This is a genomic window from Nocardia sp. NPDC004654, assembly GCF_040609595.1.
In the GTDB taxonomy this organism is placed as follows: Bacteria; Actinomycetota; Actinomycetes; order Mycobacteriales; family Mycobacteriaceae; genus Nocardia.
In genome coordinates, this window is the sequence record NZ_JBEXKI010000002.1 from 222,569 (window position 1) to 241,145 (window position 18,577).

Sequence of the window (18,577 nt, forward strand, 5' to 3'; positions counted from 1 at the left end):
TGAAGCGTCCGCCGCACCGCCGGTCGGGCCGCGCGACGAGATTGCAGCCAACGCTACGGCTGGGACGTCCGGGTGTCGTCGTGCCGAGGACGCGAATCGATCTCCTACCGTGGTAGGAGGCGCCGACCGTTCCCGGCACGATGCGTCGGCGCACGTCGGCCGACTAGCCTGACAAGATGGATGTGACGCAGGCCATCCCTCCGCCCGCGGGCGCCGAACAGGCGGTTCCGTTCCGGGAGCGCGGGCGGGTGCGAGATCGGCTCGCCGAGTTCGCGCGCGATCCGATCGGCACCTTCCGGCGAAGTCTGACGGAGTTGCCGTTCGACTATCCGCCGAAGGTGATCGTCATCGCCGACATCGCGACCTTCGTGATCGGCGTCGCCGCCACCGTGCAGCGGCACGCCTATTTCCCGACCGCGGTGCCGCTGCTCGCCATGCTGTTGCTGTTCATCTCGGTTCCGGCGTTCTGCCTGTTCGGCGTGGTGCCGAATCCGGGCACTCTCGGACTGTGTGGGATGGGGGCGGCGGCGCTGTTCCTGGTGCAACCGGTCGCCGCCGATTTCGCGCCGTTCGTCCTGGTCATCGTCGTCGGCGAGGTCGCGGCGCTCGCGTCGGTGCGGGTCGGCGCCGCGGTGGCGGTGGGGGCGGTCGCCGAGCTGGTGGCCTTCGACATAGCGGGCAACGTGATGTGGAGCGCCGACACCGAACGTTTCTCGGGCCTGCCGATGTACGGCATGGGCATCCTGCTCGGCTTCATGTGCGGGCTGATGCTCCAGTACCAACGGCGCTTCCTCTACCGGGAACGGCACTATCAGGACATGCGCGCGGCTCAGGCGGCCGAGGAAGAACGGCGCAGGATCGCCCGCGAAGTGCACGACGTGATCGCGCATTCGCTGAGCATCACGCTGCTGCACCTCACCGCGGCCAGGCACGCGCTGGAGACCGATCGCGACGTGGACGAGGCGGTGGAGGCGCTGGTCGACGCCGAACGCCTCGGCCGCCAGGCGATGGCCGACATCCGGCGCACCGTGGGACTACTCGACAAACGACCCTCCAAGCTGGTTCCGGAACCGAGCGTCGGCGATATCGAGGATTTGGTCGGCGATTTCGTCCGCGCCGGACTCGACGTGCGCTACCGGTGCACCGACGACCTGTCCCCGGTGACGGCGGCGGTAGGTCTCGCGCTCTACCGCATCGGCCAGGAGTCGCTGGCCAACGTCGTCAAGCACGCGCCAGGTGCGACGGCGACCGTCCTGCTCACGGTGGACGACGCCGCGGCGGCGCTGACGGTGGTCAACACGCTGCCCGGCGGCCTGCCCGCGCAGCGCGGCCACGGCATGGGCCTGACCGGCATGTGGCAGCGCGCCGAACTGCTCGGCGGACGGCTGACCGCGGGGCCCGCCGAGGACGGCTGGTCGGTGCGGGCCGAGTTCCCGCTCGTCGCGTCCAAGGCGTGGCTGCACTGTCCGCTGCCCGGTCTGTTCCTCGACGCCGCGAGCGCGGTGCGCGAGGGCGCGACACCGCGCGAGCAGCCGCCCGCCCTCGGCGCTCCGGCGTGGCGCACCATGCGGGAGGGCGCGTGACGGCCGCCGCCCCAGCCGCGGACGCCATCGCCGTCCTCGTCGTCGACGATCAGGAACTGGTGCGCGGCGGCCTGCGCCGGATCCTGCGCCGCCGCGACGGTTTCCTGGTGACCGAATGCGCCGACGGTGACGAGGTGCCCGCCGCGGTGGCCGCCGACAAGCCCGATGTGGTGCTGATGGATCTGCGCATGAAACGCGTCGACGGCATCGACGCCACCCGCCTGCTGCGCGCCACCGACGGCGCGCCGCCGGTGCTGGTGCTCACCACGTTCGACGACGACCAGCTGTTGTCCGGCGCGCTGCGCGCGGGAGCCGCGGGCTTCATCCTCAAGGATTCGCCCGCCGAGGATCTGATTCGCGCGGTCCGGATGGTGGCCGCGGGCGGAGCGTGGCTGGACCCTTCGGTGACCGGCCGGGTGCTCTCGGCCTATCGAACCGTCCGTCCGGTATCCGCTCGCGGCGACAGCAGACTAGCGGATTTGACCGCGCGCGAGTACGAAGTTCTCGAATTGATCGGCCGCGGGCGCGCGAACGCGGAAATCGCCAGGCAGCTGGGCATCTCGGAAGTCACCGTGAAAAGCCATGTCGGACACATATTCGGCAAGTTGGACCTGCGAGATCGAGCCGCCGCGATCGTCTTTGCGTTTGACCACGGGGTGGTCTCACCCGGAGAATCCACTCTTTGACGGGCAACCCGGAGCAGTGGGTCGCCGCCCGGGATGTGGAGGTTGCACGGGGTGGACGGACCTGGATGGCGGGTCGGCAGTCGGTTCGGGCCGTACGAGTTGCGCTCGCTGCTGGGCAAGGGGGGAATGGGCGAGGTCTACGAGGCCTATGACACGGTGAAGGACCGGGTCGTCGCGGTCAAACTGCTGTCCGAGGAACTCGCCAAAGACCCGGTGTACCAGGTGCGTTTCCGCCGGGAATCGCAGGCCGCCGCCCGGCTCGCCGAGCCGCACGTCATCCCGATCCACGACTGGGGCGTGATCGACGGCGTCCTGTTCATCGACATGCGGCTGGTCAACGGGGTCGACCTGCGCACCATTCTGCGCGGGCAGGGGCCGATGAGCCCGGAACGCGCCGTTTTCCTCATCGAGCAGATCGCCGCCGCGTTGGACGCCGCGCACGCCGACGGCCTGGTGCACCGCGACGTCAAGCCCGCCAACATCCTGGTCACCGACGCCGATTTCGCCTACCTCGTCGATTTCGGCATCGCCCACACCGAGGGCGACTCGGCCGTGACCCAGGTGGGCATGGCGGTCGGCTCCTACATCTACATGGCGCCGGAGCGTTTCGACGTCGGCCCGGTGACCGGCCGCGCCGACATCTACTCGCTGGCCTGTGTGCTGCACGAATGCCTCACCGGGGCAACACCCTTCCCGGCGGCGAGCATGAGTGTGCTGATCAAGTCCCATCTTTCCGATCCGCCGCCGCGTCCGAGCGCCGAGCGTCCCGGTATCGCGCCCGCCCTCGACGACGTCATCGCGCGCGGCATGGCGAAGGACCCCGCCGACCGTTTCGCGACCGCCGCCGAGCTGGCCCGCGCGGCCCGCGCCGTGGTGGGCTCGGCGTCGCCCGCGGCGACCGCCCCCACATTCGTCGTGCGCGCACCCGATCCCGCGAGGTTCGGACAGTCGGATCCGACCGTGCGCGGAGCGGTTCCGCCGGAATCCACCGGGGAGCTGTCGGTTCCAGCGGTCATCCACCCCACGGCGCCGACAGAGATCCGTCCGGCCGACTTCCAGTTCACCCCGCTCCCGCCGCAGCAGCCGCAGGCGCCGCCCGCGACCGGACCGCTGCCGCAGGTGCGCCCGTTTCCCGACGCGCATCTCTACCCGGAATCCCAGCGGTACGCCGAACCGCAGTACGGCGCGAGCCAGTACGCCGAAACCCAGTTCAACCAGCCGCAATACGCGGAGCAGCAGGCTCCGGCGCCGCAGTACACCGCGCCGGAGACCCAGCGCTACCCGGCGCCGGAGGAGCGGCAATCCGCGCCGGAGACCCAGCACTATCCGGTGCCGGAGCAATCCGCACCCGAAACCCGGCGATACCCCTTCCCGCCGACGCCCGAAGCGCAGCAATCCGCGCCGGAAACCCAGCGCTACCCCGAATCGCCGTTCGCCCCGCCGCCCCAGCCGCGGCACGGTGCGCAACCGCTCCCGCAGCCGACCTACGCCGACCACGTCGCGCAGGGCGAACCGTATCCGCCGCACGGGTACGGCGCCGACGCCTATGACGGGCGCTACGGCGGGGCCGATCCCTACGCGCCGCGAGAGCCGCGCCGGTCGGTCGTGCTGCCTTTGCTGTTCGCTGTGCTGGTGATCGTGGTGGTGACGGTCTCGGGCGCGGTCGCCTGGCAGGCGATCGGCTCGCGCGATTCCGGCATCGACAACGCCGCCGAAGGCAGGACCGGCGTGTCCTTGACCTCGGCGCGCGCGCCCAGCGCGGCCGCGACCCCCGCCGCCCCCAAGACCGCCCCGACCTCGACGTCCGCGACCCCGGTCCGGCTACCCGACGGTGCGACGCCCTGCGGCGCCGCGCAACCGTCCGGAGCCTTCGCCAGGGCCGCGATCGGCAACGCGGTCACCAGTTGCCCGTTCGCCGAGGAAGTGCGGAGGGCCTACTCCGCGGCGGGAAGCGCGGGCGGATCCCGGTCGGTGGTGGCCACGAGCCCGGTCACCGGCCGGACCTACACGATGAATTGCGCAGCCGAAGGCCAGCTCGTGGTCTGTACCGGCGGTGAGAACGCGGTGGTTTATGTTTACTGATCGAATCGGGCGCCTCGGTAAGGCGCTGGGTGCCTGCACGCTCGCTCTGGCGTTGCTGACTTCGTGCGGCGCCGATCCCAGTGGCGACGCCGCCGAGGCGACGACCATCACCGAGGCGGCATCGCGCAGCGATCAGATGAATCTGGAATTCACGCTGCCCGGCACGCTGGCGGCCGGCTTCCAGGAGTTGCGCGCCGGTGTGCGCGGCAGTTTCGGCATGGCGATCATGCCGGTGGGCGGCAGCGACCGAATGCTGACCTTCGGCGATTGGACCACCGGGCCCGCCTGGTCGACCATGAAGGTGCCGCTGGTCATCGCCGCGCAGCGCCGCAATCCGTCCGTCTCGACCTACTCGATGACGGCCGCGATCACCTCCTCCGACAACGCCGCCGCCGATACGCTCTGGCAGGGGCTCGGCAGCCCGCAGGAGGCGGCCAAGGCCATCGAGGCGGTGCTGCGCGAGGGCGGCGACAGCAAGACCGCGGTGCCCGCGACGCGCAGCCGCGCCGAGCACTCGGCGTTCGGCCAGGCGGAATGGTCGCTGGCCGAGCAGGCGCGGTTCGCCTCGCGGCTGCCGTGCCTGCCGGAATCGGAGACGGTGCTGGAACTGATGGCCGAGATCGTCCCGAACCACCGCTGGGGCCTCGGCGCCTTCCGCAGCGCGGAGTTCAAGGGCGGCTGGGGACCGGACGCCTCCGGCGACTACCTGGTACGTCAGTTCGGCATCATCGACGTCCCGACCGGAAAAGTAGCGATCGCCTTTGCCGCCCAGCCCGATTCGGGCGCGTTCTCGGACGGCATGAGTGTGCTCGACAAGATGGCCACGCTCGTCTCCGAACACCTCGACGAACTGACCGGGGGCAAGTGCCGGTCGTGACCCGAGCGGCGAATGCGGCGCTGAGCGGGACGTAACCCAGGGTTCACGGGGGCGGGGCTGCCAGGCCTCGCCGAGCGGGGCAAGATAGCGGCCATGCGCATCGGAGTCTTGACCGGAGGCGGGGACTGTCCAGGACTGAACGCGGTCATCCGCGCCGTCGTTCGCACCGCGAACGGACGGTACGGGGACGCGATCGTGGGCTTCCAGGACGGCTGGCGCGGCCTATTGGAAGACCGCAAGATCAACATCCTCAACGACGACCGCACCGACCGGCTGCTCACCAAGGGCGGCACCATGCTCGGCACCGCACGCACCAATCCCGACACGCTGCGCGCCGGGCTCGGCCAGATCAAACAGACGCTCGACGACAACGGCATCGAAGCACTCATCCCCATCGGCGGCGAGGGCACCCTCACCGCCGCCAGCTGGCTGGCCGACGAGGGCGTCCCCGTGGTCGGCGTGCCCAAGACCATCGACAACGACATCGACTGCACCGACGTCACGTTCGGCCACGACACCGCGCTGAGCATCGCCACCGAGGCGATCGACCGCCTGCACACCACCGCCGAATCGCACCAGCGCGTGATGCTGGTCGAGGTGATGGGCAGGCACGCGGGCTGGATCGCGATCAACTCCGGCATGGCCGCGGGCGCGCACCTGACCTTGGTGCCCGAGGTCCCGTTCGACGTGGACGAGGTCTGCGCCATGATCAAGCGCCGTTTCCAGCGCGGGGACAAGCACTTCATCTGCGTGGTGGCCGAGGGATCGCATCCGGCGCCGGACTCCGGTTTCGCGTTGCGCGAGGGCGGTATCGACGAATTCGGGCACGAGCGGTTCACCGGCGTCGCCCAGCAGCTCGGCGCCGAGATCGAACGTCGCATCGGCAAGGAGGTGCGCACCACCGTGCTCGGCCACGTCCAGCGCGGCGGCAGCCCGACCCCCTACGACCGTGTGCTTGCCACCCGATTCGGTCTGCACGCCGCCGAAGCGGTGCACGCTGGTCAGTTCGGTCAAATGGTCGCCCTGCACGGCACCACGATCGGCCTCGTTCCGCTCGCTGAGGCGACCAAACAGCTCAAGCGGGTGCCTGCCGACCGCTACCGGGAAGCCGAGGCGTTCTTCGGCTGACACCCGTCCGCGCGGTAATTACCCTGGCCGCCATGGGACTTGCCATCGACGATCTACCCGCCGACACCGCCGCCGTGCTGCGCCGCCGGGCCCGCGCCGCCGAACTTCCCGTCGCCGACTACCTGCGCGCGGAGCTCGTCGCGCGGGCCGGGGCGCGCGTGCCGGAGGATGCCGTCGTCGAGTTCCTCGAAGCGGAAGGGCGTGACACCGCGCCCGAGATCGACGCGGACGCTTCGGCGCTCGTCACGCTCTACGACCTGCCCGCCGAGACGCTGACCGTGCTCGGCAAACGGGCCCGCGCCGCCGGATACCCGCTCGGCGACTACGCGCGGCGAGAGCTGATCGCCTCGGCGCGGCGTAGCACGGTCGAGGACGCGATGCTCGAGTTCGGCGAGGTCGCGGACCCTGGGCTGGACATGGCGGCGGTCGCGGCATCGGTGCAGTACGCGCGCGGGGAGTGATCGCCTTCTGGGATTTCCTGGAGCCCAGATCATTCCCGCGGCGTACGGTGCGTGCGACTCGCGGTTGATCCCTATTCGGCGGTGTCGTGGGTACTGTCGCTGCATGCGTACCGGTCGAGTGCTCGCCGTGGTCCTGTTCGTGGTCGCCGCGCTGGTGGCGAGCTGTACGGAGGAATCCAACCCGCCGGAACCCACCACCGGTGACTGGCACGGCGCGATCCAGATCCCCGACCAGCCGCTGGAGATCGGGGTGACTTTCGCGGGCGACGGCACCGCGACCATCGACATCCCGCTGCAAGGCGTGCGGGACGAACCGCTGAAGGACGTGAAGTCCGATCGGAGCGGCGTCGCCTTCGCCATTCCGGACGTCCCTGGCGACCCGGTGTTCAAGGGCAGCTATGACGCGGGCCCCGACCGGATCACCGGGGATTTCATCCAGTTCGGTCAGTCGTACCCGTTGACGCTCGAACGCGGCGCCGTCGCCCAGCTCGACCGGCCGCAGGAACCGAAACCGCCGTTCCCCTACAGCTCCGAGGACGTGAGTTACGCCAGCGGCGACATCACCGTCGCGGGCACTCTCACGAAACCCGAAGGCGCCGGACCGTTTCCGGCGGTGCTGCTGGTCACCGGCAGCGGACCGCAGGACCGGAACGAAGAACTGATGGGCCACAAGCCCTTCCTGCTGCTCGCCGACACCCTCACCCGCGCGGGCTACGCGGTGCTGCGCACCGACGACCGCGGCGTCGGCGGCACCGGCGGCAATCTGGCGGAGTCGAACTACACCGACCTGGCCAACGACGTCGCCGCGGGCGTGAACTACCTGCGTGGCCGCCCCGACATCGACCCGGCGCGCGTCGGCCTGCTCGGCCACAGCGAGGGCGGCTACCTGGCGCCGATGGTCGCCGCACGGCCCGACAGCGGCGTCGCCTTCGCGATCCTGATGGCGGGGCCGACGGTGCCCGGCGGCGATGTGCTCATCGAACAGACCAGGGCGATCCTGGCCGCCAACGGCGTGCCGCCCGAGCAGATCGACAAGCAGGTGCGCGACACCACCGAGATGGTGGCGCTGCTGAAGGCCGGTGATCTGGCCGGGGCCAAGGACTTGGCCAAGCGCAACAACGCCGCACTGCCCGAGGGCGAGCGGGTGCCGGACGACCAGGTCGGCGCCGACATCACCCCGTACTTCGCCGCGCTGATCGCCCACGATCCCGCGCCCTCGCTCTCCGCGCTGCGGATTCCGGTGCTCGCCTTCTTCGGCGAGAAGGATCTTCAGGTCCTCGTCGCCCAGAACGAGCCGCCCGCGCGCACCTTGCTGGCCGCCGACCCGGACGCCACCGTGCACGTCTTCCCGGGGCTCAACCACCTGATGCAGCCCACCCAGACCGGCCTGCCCAGCGAGTACACCGCCATCGAGACGACCATCGATCCGCAGGTCCTCACCTACGTGACGAACTGGCTGACCCAGCGGTTCCCGCCGAAGTAATTCGCCGGAACCGAACCGCGGAGGTCGGCGCGGTGTCCACCGACCTCTTCCCTAAACTGATCGGCATGAGCACAACCACCGTCGAGCTGATGGACTACAGCGACGTCATCGCCCGGTACGAGCCGGTGCTCGGCATGGAGGTCCACGTCGAGCTGTCCACGGCGACAAAGATGTTCTGCGGCTGCGCCACCGAATTCGGCGCGCAGCCCAACACCCAGGTGTGCCCGGTGTGCCTCGGGCTGCCCGGATCGCTGCCGGTGGTGAACCAGCAGGCGGTGGAGTCGGCGATCCGCATCGGCCTGGCGCTGAACTGCTCGATCACCCCGTGGGGCCGGTTCGCGCGGAAGAACTACTTCTACCCCGACCAGCCGAAGAACTACCAGATCAGCCAATACGACGAGCCGATCGCCACCGACGGCCACCTCGATGTGGTGCTCGACGACGGCAGCACCTTCCGGGTGGACATCGAGCGCGCCCACATGGAAGAGGACACGGGCAAGTCGGTGCACGTCGGCGGCGCCACCGGCCGTATCCACGGCGCTAGCCACTCGCTGCTCGACTACAACCGCGCGGGCGTGCCGCTCATCGAGATCGTCACCAAGCCGATCACCGGCGCGGGGGAGCGCGCGCCCGAGGTGGCCCGCGCGTACGTGACCGCGCTGCGTGATCTGCTCAAGTCCCTCGACGTTTCGGACGTCAAGATGGAGCAGGGCTCGCTGCGCTGCGACGCCAACGTCTCGCTGATGCCCATCGGCGCCACCGAATTCGGCACCCGCACCGAGACCAAGAACGTCAACTCGCTCAAGAGCGTCGAGGTCGCGGTGCGCTTCGAGATGCGCCGCCAGGCCGCCGTGCTCGCCGACGGCGGCAGCATCGTGCAGGAGACCAGGCACTTCCACGAGGCCGACGGCACCACCTCGCCGGGCCGCCGCAAGGAGACCGCCGAGGACTACCGCTACTTCCCGGAGCCGGACCTCGAGCCCATCGCGCCGGACGCGGAGTGGGTCGAGAGCCTTCGTGCCACCATCCCCGAGTACCCGTGGCTGCGCCGGGCGCGGATCCAGGCCGACTGGGGCTGGTCGGACGAGGTCATGCGCGACGTGGTGAACGCGGGCGCGCTGGACGCCATCATCGCCACGGTCGAGGCGGGCGCGCCGCCGAACGAGGCGCGCTCGTGGTGGGTCAACTACCTCACCGAGAAGGCCAAGGAGCGCGAGGTCGGCCTCGAAGACCTGCCGATCACCCCCGCGCAGGTGGCCGAGGTGACCAAGCTGGTCGAGGCCAAGACCGTCAACAGCAAGGTCGCCAAGCAGGTCGTCGACTTCGTCCTCGCGGGCGAAGGCGAGCCCGCCGCCATCGTCGAGGCCAAGGGGCTCGGCATGGTCAGCGACGACAGCGCCCTGCAGACCGAGGTCGAGAAGGCGCTCGCCGCCAACCCCGACATCGCCGAGAAGATTCGCTCCGGCAAGGTGCAGGCCGCGGGCAAGATCGTCGGCGATGTCATGAAGGCGACCCGGGGCCAGGCCGACGCCGCGCGCGTCCGCGAGCTCGTTCTCGCCGCCTGCTCCTGATCGAACACAGCGCGCCGCCCGCCACCATCGGTAGCGGGCGGCGCGGTCGTTTGCGGGGGCCGTTTCGAGCACCGTGGCGTGGTCGGGCCACGTTCGTGCTCACGGGCAGGTGGTGGGGCGAGCCGTTTCGAGCACCGCGGCGCGGCCGGCCCGCGTTCGTGCTCGCGGCCGCGCCGTATGCCGGTTAGTCCGGTCCGGTGCCGCTGGCGCTCTGCGGCGGGATGCGGACGACGCGGTCGTCGTTGGGGCCGGGCTGGCCGTCGGTCTTGTTGACGGTGCCGACCCAGATGTTGCCGTCGGGTCCCACCGTCGCGCCGCCGAGCTGGCCGTAGCGGTCCTGGGCGAGCAGGCTGGGGGCCGTGGTCACGGCGTGGGTGTTCTCGTCGGCGGCGGCGATGGCGAGCGCCTTGGCGTAGGTCAGCGAGACCGCCACACCGTCGGCGGCCGCCGCGCAACCCGCGACGCCCGGCCGGTCCGGCCAAGTCCACGCGACGCTGATCGCGCCGTCCGCACCCAGCCGTTGCAGCCGGTCCTCGACGGGGGTGCGGTCGGTGAACCAGACGTTGTCCTTGCCGTCGCGGCACAGATCGCCCGCGACGCCGATGCCCGAGGCCGCGACCTCCGGCGCCGCCGCACCGCCCGGCGCGGGCGAGTTCACTCGCAGCAGTTTCCCGGCCAGCGAGGAGGGGGTCGAGGCCAGGCCGGGGTTGCCCGCGTCGCCGGTCAGCACCAGCAGCTGATCGGGGCTCGCCCATTCGATCGCGCCGTGATTTCCGCTGGCGCCCTTAGGGATTCCGGTGAGGATGTCCTTGGGCGGGCCGCCTTCGGCGACCCGGACGACCCGGTTGTCGCTTGCCGTGGTGATGTACGCGTAGAGCAGGCCGTCCTCGCGGTAGGTGGGGGAGAGCGCGATGTCACTGAGTCCGCCGTCGGCCGAGCCGTCCACGTCCAGGCGCGCGATCTCGATCGGCGGCTGATCCGGATCGACCACCTTCAGGATGCGCCCGGTGCGGCGCTCGGCGACCAGCGCGCCCTCGGCCACGCCGACCATGCCCCCGGTGGTGTCCAGGCAAGTTGCGACCACGGCCGGATCGGGGTCGATGCACGGCCCGCTCGGGCGGGTCGTCGACGGCGGCGCCTGCTTCGGGGACTTGGGATCCGCGGGTTCGAACGTCGGCTCGGGGGTGAACGGGCTCGACGCGGAATCGTCGAACCTGGCGCACCCGGCCAGCAGAGCGGACCCGAGCGCCACACTCATGGCGAGACGTCCCACGACAACCAACCTCATGCCCCAGACGTTACGGAAATACCCTCGCCCGCGCCGCTCCCGGGGGCGTGTTGACACGCCGTCGGGCTTCGACTCCCGTCGTCGCGCGGCGCGACATAGGGTGTAGACCCATGAACGAGCGACGTATCGGCGAGGCGCGACCGTGACCGACAAGCCGAATCAGCTTCCCACCGGCCCGATCACGGGCGAGCAGCTCACCACCGCCCGCCAACCGGTGACCAGCCCGTTCGATTCGCCGACCCAGCAGTTCCCTGTAGTCGACATGTCCAAGCCGCGTCCCGCCGACGTGCCGCGCACCGACGACGAGCTCGGCCTCGATCCCGACGTGCCCAGCGTCGAGCAGACCAAGGCGGGCGAGCCCGCGTACTCCTACGCCAGCATCCCGCCCGCCGCCAACCCGCCGAACGAGCCGAGCAAGGCCGCGCGGCGCCGCACCGCCGAGAATCGGCGCGGCACTCTGTATTTCGGCCTGTTCCTGCTGCGGCTGGTGGTCGGCGGCACCTTCATCTATCACGGCTTGCAGAAGCTCACCGGCTGGTTCCACGGCCCTGGCCTGGACGGCACCCGCGACATGATGGCCGACGGCGGCTGGGACCACCCGAGCATCGCCACCGTCCTCCTCGTCGCGGGCGAGCTCGGCGGCGGCGTCTTGCTGATCCTCGGCCTCGCCACCCCGCTCGCCGCGGGCGCGGTGCTCGCCGTGATCCTCACCGCGTGGGCGTGGAAGCAGGGCATGATCCCCGGCTTCCAGTACAAGGGCTCGGTCCCCTCGGGCGTCGAACTCGAGACCATCCTCGCGGGCACCGCCGCCGCCGTCATCCTCACCGGCCCCGGCCGCTGGTCCCTCGACCGCAACCGCGGCTGGTCCACCCGCCCCGCCTGGGGCTCCTTTGCCGCCCTGCTGGCCGCCATCGCCGCCGCCGCGGGCACCTACTGGTATCTGCACGGCGGCAACCCCTTCACCGGCATCGGCCCCTTCGACTGATCGACCGAGCTCTCAGCCAGGCTGTGCCGATCGGATAATCCGGAAGCTTGCGCCGAAGGGGTCGTCCAGACCGGCGAGATACCCGTACGGGGTGTCATGGGCGGGCCGGACCACTGTTGCGCCTGCCGCAGTGGCGCGCGCGACGGTTGCGTCGACATCCTCGACCTCGAAGTAAGTCAGCCACTCGGACTTGGTGGCCGACGGCTCTCCGTGGATGCCGCCTATCGGCCGGTCATCGGGTCGACGCAGAACCGTGTAGTCGAGGTCGCCGGGCGTGTTCTCCAGGGTGAATTCGAACACCGCGGCGTAGAAGTCGCGGGCCGCGCTCGGCTGGGCGGTGACCAGTTCGGGCCAGGCCAGTGTGCCGGGCTCGTTCACGATCTCCGCACCGATGTGGGCGCGGCCCTGCCACAACCCGAACTGGCCACCCGCGGGATCGATACCGATGGCCATCCTGCCCTGGTCCATCACATCCATCGGCGGCAAGGGGATGTGGCCACCGGCGTCGGTGATCCGCTCGACCGTGCGGTCGCAGTCATCGGTGGCGAAGTACAGATTCCACCAGAACTCCGTCGCGTCGGCATCGGGATTCTTCATCAGAGCCGCCACCGGCTTCCCGCGTACCAGACACATGGTGTAGTTGCCGGTTTCCGGCGGCCCTTCCAGAAACTGCCAGCCGAATACCGCGCCGTAGAACTCCATCGCTCGGTGATGATCAGGAATCCCGAGATCAAGCCAGGTCGGCGTGCCGTTCGGCGGAATTTTCGTCACTTCGGTCATCGGATCTCTCCTCGCCGCTGTTCAGTGGACCGCACAAGCCTCATCGTCGAGCCCAGACGCATTCCAACTCAGCAAATTCGGCTATCCGCGATGTCAGCGTCGCCGTCGACGATCAAGCCCTCATATGGGTGCTGTTTCGAACGCACCGACGAACCATTCGATCATTCCACTGGTCCGCGGCGGCCGTACGCGGGTTCGTCCGTGCTGAAGCAGCGGATCGGATCCCACGGACGGCCAGTCGCCGCAGAGTCGAGCAGACCCGATCGCTGGCGCCACGGCCTCAGCGAGTTCCGAGGGTCAGTCGTGGAAGAGGCCGCGCACGTCGGTGACCACGAGCGCTCGGTCCAGCCAGGTGTGCAGCGTGTCCCGGTCGGTGCAAGCTTGTGGCGGCCGGGCTGTTCCGAGGCGACGAAGGCCCCGGTGGAGAACCGGGGCCTTCGTCGTTCGGGCGATCAGGGGACGCGGCGGACGGCGCCCTTGTCGGCGGAGGTGGCGAGGGCGGCGTAGGCGCGCAGGGCCGTGGTGACCGGGCGCTCGCGGTCGACGGGCTGCCACGGCCGCTCGGAGGCTTCCATCTTGGCGCGGCGCTCGGCGAGCACGGCGTCGTCGACGAGCACCTCGAGCGCGCGGGTGGCGACGTCGATGCGGATCTGGTCGCCGTTCTCGATGAGACCGATCACGCCACCGCTGGCGGCCTCGGGGGAGATGTGGCCGATCGAGAGGCCCGAGGTGCCACCGGAGAAGCGGCCGTCGGTGATCAGCGCGCACTGTTTGCCGAGACCGGCGCCCTTCAGAAACGCGGTGGGGTGCAGCATTTCCTGCATGCCGGGACCGCCCGCGGGGCCCTCGTACCGCACGACGAGCACGTCGCCCGGCTTGATCTGCTTACCGAGGATGACCGACACGGCCTCCTCCTGCGATTCCACGACGACGGCGGGACCCTGGAAGGAGAACAGATCCTCGTCGATGCCCGCGGTCTTGAGGATCGCGCCGTCCGGCGCGATGTTGCCGCGCAGCACGACCAGACCGCCCTCGACGGTGTAGGCGTGCTCCTTGTCGCGGATGCAGCCGCCCGCGGCGTCGGTGTCGAGCGAGGACCACCGGTTGTCCGTGGAGAACGGCTCGGTGGTGCGGACCCCGCCCGGCGCGGCGTGGAACAGCTCGACGGCCTCGTCGGATGCCTTGCCGGAGCGGATGTCCCAGGTGTCGAGCCACTCGTCGAAGCTCGCGGTATGCACCGTGGTCACGTCGGTTTCGAGCAGCCCGGCGCGGCGCAGCTCGCCGAGGATGGCCGGGATGCCGCCCGCCCGGTGCACGTCCTCCATGTGGTAATCCGAGTTCGGCGAGACCTTGGACAGGCAAGGCACTTCGCGGCTGATCTCGTCGATGGTGCTCAGATCGAAATCGATCTCGCCCTCCTGCGCGGCGGCGAGGGTGTGCAGCACCGTGTTGGTGGAACCGCCCATCGCCACGTCGAGCGCCATCGCGTTGCGGAACGCCTTCTGGTTGGCCACGTTTCGCGGCAGCACCGAGGCGTCGTCCTCGCGGTACCAGCGGTTGGCGATGTCGACGATCACCCGGCCCGCCTTCTCGAACAGCGCGCGGCGGGCGGCGTGCGTGGCCAGCGTGGAGCCGTTGCCCGGCAACGCCAGACCCAGCGCCTCGGTGAGGCAGTTCATCGAGTTGGCGGTGAACATGCCGGAACAGGAGCCGCAGGTCGGGCAGGCGCTGCGCTCCACCTCGTCCAGCCCCTCGTCGGTGACATTGCTGTTGGCGCTGGCCGAGATCGCGGTGATCAGGTCCGTCGGAGCCTGGGCGACACCGCCCACCACGACGGCCTTACCGGCCTCCATCGGACCGCCGGAGACGAACACGGCCGGGATGTTCAGCCGCATGGCGGCGTTCAGCATGCCCGGAGTGATCTTGTCGCAGTTGGAGATACACACCAGCGCGTCGGCGGTGTGCGCGTTGGCCATGTATTCGACCGAGTCGGCGATGATCTCGCGGGAGGGCAGCGAGTAGAGCATGCCGCCGTGGCCCATCGCGATGCCGTCGTCCACGGCGATGGTGTGGAACTCGCGCGGCACGCCACCCGCGGCGCGGACCGCCTCCGCCACGATCTCACCGACGTCCTTCAAATGCACGTGGCCCGGCACGAACTGGGTGTAGGAGTTCGCGATGGCGACGATCGGCTTGCCGAAGTCGGAGTCGGTGAGGCCGGTGGCCCGCCACAGCGCGCGTGCGCCTGCGGCGTTGCGTCCGGCGGTGGTGGTGCGTGAACGAAGCGGTGGCATGGAGGGTCCTCGGAGGGTCGCGGGGGCTGTGGTGCGACTGCGCGGAGTTCGCTCGGCGTACGCGGAACTCGCTCGGCGGCTGTTCCACGGTACTCCCGGGGGTGCCGGGCCGATGTCGCCGGTCGCGGTAGGCGATGTGCCGCGCGTCGCGGGTGCGTTCGTGTCGCCGCGGGTGGTGGTCGTCGGCGCGGACGGTGTCATCGGGTGTGTGTCGGTACCCGAACCGTCCAGCCGCGCGGGCGGTTGTCCGTCGGCGGCGCGGCTACGCCAAGACTAGCGTCGCGTGTCCAGCCGATATTCCGAAGCGCGGGAAGAACCAAGTGCGGGAGCGGCTCTCGTACCGCCTGCGAACTACCTGGCCTGCGCACGTCGACCGTCCACCTCGGTATTCGCTCCGGCCGTGTTGCGTACCTCCGCGTTCGCTCCGGCCTTACGCGATCCGCAGAGGGCACCGACAGGCGGCGACTTCAGTCGTCGGCCTTGCGATCCTTCTCCGTTGCCTCGGCAGCCTCCGCGCCCCCGGTCGATCCCTCGCCCGCGTCTCCAACAGACTCCGCGCTCGCCCGCTCCTCCGCGTCCCGCTCGGCCTCGGCCGCCGCGGCCGCGCCGAACAGATCGGGCAGCCGTCCCTTCGACGCCGCGATCAGCGTGCGCAGCTGGTCGTAGCTGACCGCGGGAAGCCGCACCTGCGACTCGTCGGTCAGGTGCGCGCGCACGAATCCGCGCTTGGGAATGCTCACACCTTTGATCTGGTCCCAGTCGATGTGCCGCGAGCCGAAGAGGCTGCGCAGGTCCAGCCCGGCGTCGGAGACGACGGTCCGAGTGCGCGCCACCCAAGCGGCCACCACCACGGGCAGTGCCAGCAGCCACCACAGGGCGGCGGGCCAGCCGACGAAGAAGAGGAACACGCACAGCGCGAGCACGACCACGCCGAGGTAGGCGAGCGGCTGAATGCGGATGACCTTGGCCTCCGGCCGACCCGTATCCGATCCCGCGTCGGAGGTATGGGACGATTTAGCCGGTGGCACGGACTGATGCGGTGATGACACACCACCATCCTCGCATCCTGGTAATCGGACACAAGCAACCACTGGAGTCCCACATAATGGGACGTACTGGGTCATCTGTTTGACTCATCGCTTCACGCCCGCTTAACGTCGTGCGCGTGAATCGAAACGAGTTGCTCGTAATCGGCCGGCGCGTCCAGCGTTGAGCCTGACTACCTAGGTCGAATACGTCAGCTCGCGTTGCGACGCGCCACCCTCGAACAGCCATGCGCTGGTCGGGGGCTTTTTTGTGTTCGGGCAGTTTCCGGCGCGGCGGGTCGCGAAGACCGATCGTGTCGAGCACAGCAGTGTTGTCCGGGGTCAAGAACGACAAGTTAGGAAACGAAGACGGTGAGCGCACCAACCGCACGGCCCGGGCCCTCGGCCCGCAGGCCAGCGCCTTCGGCTACTCAGCAGGCATCGCCCGCTGGCACTCCGACGACCACGGCGAACCGCCGCCAGGTCCCGCCCGAGCGGGTCACCGGCGCGCAGTCCGTCGTCCGGTCGCTCGAGGAGCTCGGCGTCGACACCGTATTCGGCATCCCCGGCGGCGCGATTCTCCCGGTGTACGACCCGCTCTTCGACTCGACCAAGGTCCGCCACGTGCTGGTGCGCCACGAGCAGGGCGCGGGTCACGCGGCCACCGGGTACGCGCAGGCGACCGGCAAGGTCGGTGTGTGTATGGCCACATCCGGCCCCGGCGCGACCAACCTGGTGACGCCGATCGCCGACGCCCAGATGGACTCGGTGCCGATCGTCGCGATCACCGGCCAGGTCGGCCGCGGCCTGATCGGCACCGACGCCTTCCAGGAAGCCGACATCTCCGGCATCACCATGCCGATCACCAAGCACAACTTCCTGATCACCGACGGCGCCGACATCCCGCGCATGATCGCCGAGGCGTTCTACCTGGCCGCCTCCGGCCGTCCGGGCGCGGTGCTCGTCGACATCCCCAAGGACGTGCTGCAGGCGCAGACCACCTTCAGCTGGCCGCCGGAGATGCGGCTGCCCGGCTACCGTCCGGTCACCAAGCCGCACGGCAAGCAGGTGCGCGAGGCCGCGCGGATGATCCTCGAGTCCAAGGCCCCCGTGCTGTACGTGGGCGGCGGCGTGATCAAGGCCGACGCCTCGGCCGAGCTGCTGGAACTGGCCGAGCTGACCGGCATCCCGGTGGTCACCACCCTGATGGCGCGCGGCGCGTTCCCCGACAGCCACCAGCTGAACATGGGCATGCCCGGCATGCACGGCACCGTCGGCGCGGTCGCGGCCCTGCAGCGGTCGGACCTGCTGATCACCCTCGGCGCCCGCTTCGACGACCGCGTGACCGGTCAGCTGGACTCGTTCGCGCCCGGCGCCAAGGTGATCCACGCCGACATCGACCCGGCCGAGATCGGCAAGAACCGGCACGCCGACGTCCCGATCGTGGGCGACTGCCGCGAGGTCATCACAGAGCTGATCGAGACCCTGAAGGCCGACCCGGCCGCGGGCGCGGCTCCGCTGCTGGACATCTCGGAGTGGTGGTCCTACCTGGACGGCGTGCGCAAGCAGTACCCGCTGGGCTGGACCCCGCCGAAGGACGGCTCGCTGTCGCCGGAGTTCGTCATCGACGCGCTCGGCCGCCTGGCCGGACCGGACGCGATCTACTGCGCGGGCGTCGGCCAGCACCAGATGTGGGCTGCGCAGTTCATCAAATACGAGAAGCCGCGCACCTGGCTGAATTCCGGCGGTCTCGGCACCATGGGCTACGCCGTCCCGGCCGCCATGGGCGCCAAGATGGGCGCGCCGGAGAAGGAAGTGTGGGCGGTCGACGGTGACGGCTGCTTCCAGATGACCAACCAGGAGCTGGCCACCTGCGCCGTCGAGGGCGTGCCGATCAAGGTCGCGCTGATCAACAACGGCAACCTGGGCATGGTCCGGCAGTGGCAGACCCTCTTCTACGAGGAGCGCTACTCCAACACCGACCTGGGCACCCACACCCTGCGCATCCCCGACTTCGTCAAGCTCGCCGAGGCGCTCGGCTGCCACGGCATCCGCGTGGAGAAGGAAGAGGACGTCGAGGCCGCGATCCGCGAGGCGCAGTCCATCAACGACCGTCCGGTCGTGATCGATTTCATCGTCGGCAAGGACGCCCAGGTGTGGCCGATGGTCGCCGCGGGCACCAGCAACGACGAGATCATGGCCGCCCGCGGTATCCGCCCGCTGTTCGACGAGGACGAGCAGGCCGCCGAGCCCGCCGTCATCCACGAGGCGATGTCGCACGAGAAGAACAAGGGGACCGAGGCGTGAGTGAGCGCAGCGAACGAACCATGTGCC

The 18,577-nt window shown here is 69.9% G+C and carries 14 protein-coding genes; 10 read left to right on the top strand and 4 right to left on the bottom strand.

The annotated features are described in order from the left end of the window. Window positions 1-176 precede the first annotated feature (176 nt). The 8 genes from ABZV58_RS06740 to gatB all read left to right on the top strand — a co-directional run bounded on the left by ABZV58_RS06740 (window position 177) and on the right by gatB (window position 9,871). A complete protein-coding gene (locus ABZV58_RS06740) occupies window positions 177-1,583 on the top strand; it encodes a histidine kinase (RefSeq protein WP_354999213.1) in 1,407 nt (468 codons plus the stop codon). Next, window positions 1,580-2,269 (top strand): response regulator transcription factor, encoded by a 690-nt coding sequence (locus tag ABZV58_RS06745; RefSeq protein ID WP_354999214.1) that lies wholly within the window; start codon window positions 1,580-1,582, stop codon window positions 2,267-2,269. Before ABZV58_RS06740 ends, ABZV58_RS06745 begins: the two co-directional genes overlap by 4 nt. A 51-nt stretch (window positions 2,270-2,320) precedes the next feature. After that, complete coding sequence (locus ABZV58_RS06750) at window positions 2,321-4,351, top strand: protein kinase (protein WP_354999215.1); 2,031 nt, start codon at window positions 2,321-2,323, stop codon at window positions 4,349-4,351. Next, complete coding sequence (locus ABZV58_RS06755; RefSeq protein WP_354999216.1) at window positions 4,323-5,228, top strand: hypothetical protein; 906 nt, start codon at window positions 4,323-4,325, stop codon at window positions 5,226-5,228. Before ABZV58_RS06750 ends, ABZV58_RS06755 begins: the two co-directional genes overlap by 29 nt. A 93-nt stretch (window positions 5,229-5,321) precedes the next feature. Continuing rightward, complete coding sequence (locus ABZV58_RS06760; protein WP_067781831.1) at window positions 5,322-6,356, top strand: ATP-dependent 6-phosphofructokinase; 1,035 nt, start codon at window positions 5,322-5,324, stop codon at window positions 6,354-6,356. Between the two features lie 32 nt (window positions 6,357-6,388). Then, window positions 6,389-6,817: a hypothetical protein gene (locus ABZV58_RS06765; protein ID WP_354999217.1), complete on the top strand. Its 429-nt coding sequence runs from the start codon at window positions 6,389-6,391 to the stop codon at window positions 6,815-6,817. Between the two features lie 103 nt (window positions 6,818-6,920). Further along, window positions 6,921-8,300, top strand: a complete 1,380-nt coding sequence (locus ABZV58_RS06770) for an alpha/beta fold hydrolase (RefSeq protein WP_354999218.1) — start codon at window positions 6,921-6,923, stop codon at window positions 8,298-8,300. Between the two features lie 65 nt (window positions 8,301-8,365). Further along, window positions 8,366-9,871, top strand: coding sequence for an Asp-tRNA(Asn)/Glu-tRNA(Gln) amidotransferase subunit GatB (gene gatB / locus ABZV58_RS06775; RefSeq protein WP_354999219.1), 1,506 nt, complete (start codon window positions 8,366-8,368; stop codon window positions 9,869-9,871). Window positions 9,872-10,055: 184 nt separating this feature from the next. Here the strand turns inward: gatB and ABZV58_RS06780 are convergent, their stop codons facing one another. Continuing rightward, window positions 10,056-11,159: a PQQ-dependent sugar dehydrogenase gene (locus ABZV58_RS06780; RefSeq protein WP_354999220.1), complete on the bottom strand. Its 1,104-nt coding sequence runs from the start codon at window positions 11,157-11,159 to the stop codon at window positions 10,056-10,058. A 142-nt stretch (window positions 11,160-11,301) separates the two neighbouring features. Between ABZV58_RS06780 and ABZV58_RS06785 the strand changes: the two genes are divergently transcribed. Next, entirely contained in the window at window positions 11,302-12,144 is an 843-nt protein-coding gene (locus ABZV58_RS06785; RefSeq protein WP_354999221.1) for a DoxX family protein, read from the top strand. A 12-nt stretch (window positions 12,145-12,156) separates the two neighbouring features. Here the strand turns inward: ABZV58_RS06785 and ABZV58_RS06790 are convergent, their stop codons facing one another. From ABZV58_RS06790 to ABZV58_RS06800, 3 genes are all read right to left on the bottom strand, one after another. After that, complete coding sequence (locus ABZV58_RS06790; protein ID WP_354999222.1) at window positions 12,157-12,924, bottom strand: VOC family protein; 768 nt, start codon at window positions 12,922-12,924, stop codon at window positions 12,157-12,159. Window positions 12,925-13,376: 452 nt separating this feature from the next. Further along, window positions 13,377-15,218 carry a dihydroxy-acid dehydratase gene (gene ilvD / locus ABZV58_RS06795; RefSeq protein ID WP_354999223.1) on the bottom strand — a complete coding sequence of 614 codons (1,842 nt, stop codon included), beginning with the start codon at window positions 15,216-15,218 and terminating at the stop codon, window positions 13,377-13,379. A 467-nt stretch (window positions 15,219-15,685) separates the two neighbouring features. Further along, window positions 15,686-16,267 (bottom strand): PH domain-containing protein, encoded by a 582-nt coding sequence (locus ABZV58_RS06800; protein WP_354999224.1) that lies wholly within the window; start codon window positions 16,265-16,267, stop codon window positions 15,686-15,688. Between the two features lie 348 nt (window positions 16,268-16,615). Here ABZV58_RS06800 and ABZV58_RS06805 point away from each other — a divergent pair, with 348 nt between their 5' ends. Beyond that, window positions 16,616-18,550: an acetolactate synthase large subunit gene (locus ABZV58_RS06805; RefSeq protein WP_354999225.1), complete on the top strand. Its 1,935-nt coding sequence runs from the start codon at window positions 16,616-16,618 to the stop codon at window positions 18,548-18,550. Window positions 18,551-18,577 lie beyond the last annotated feature (27 nt).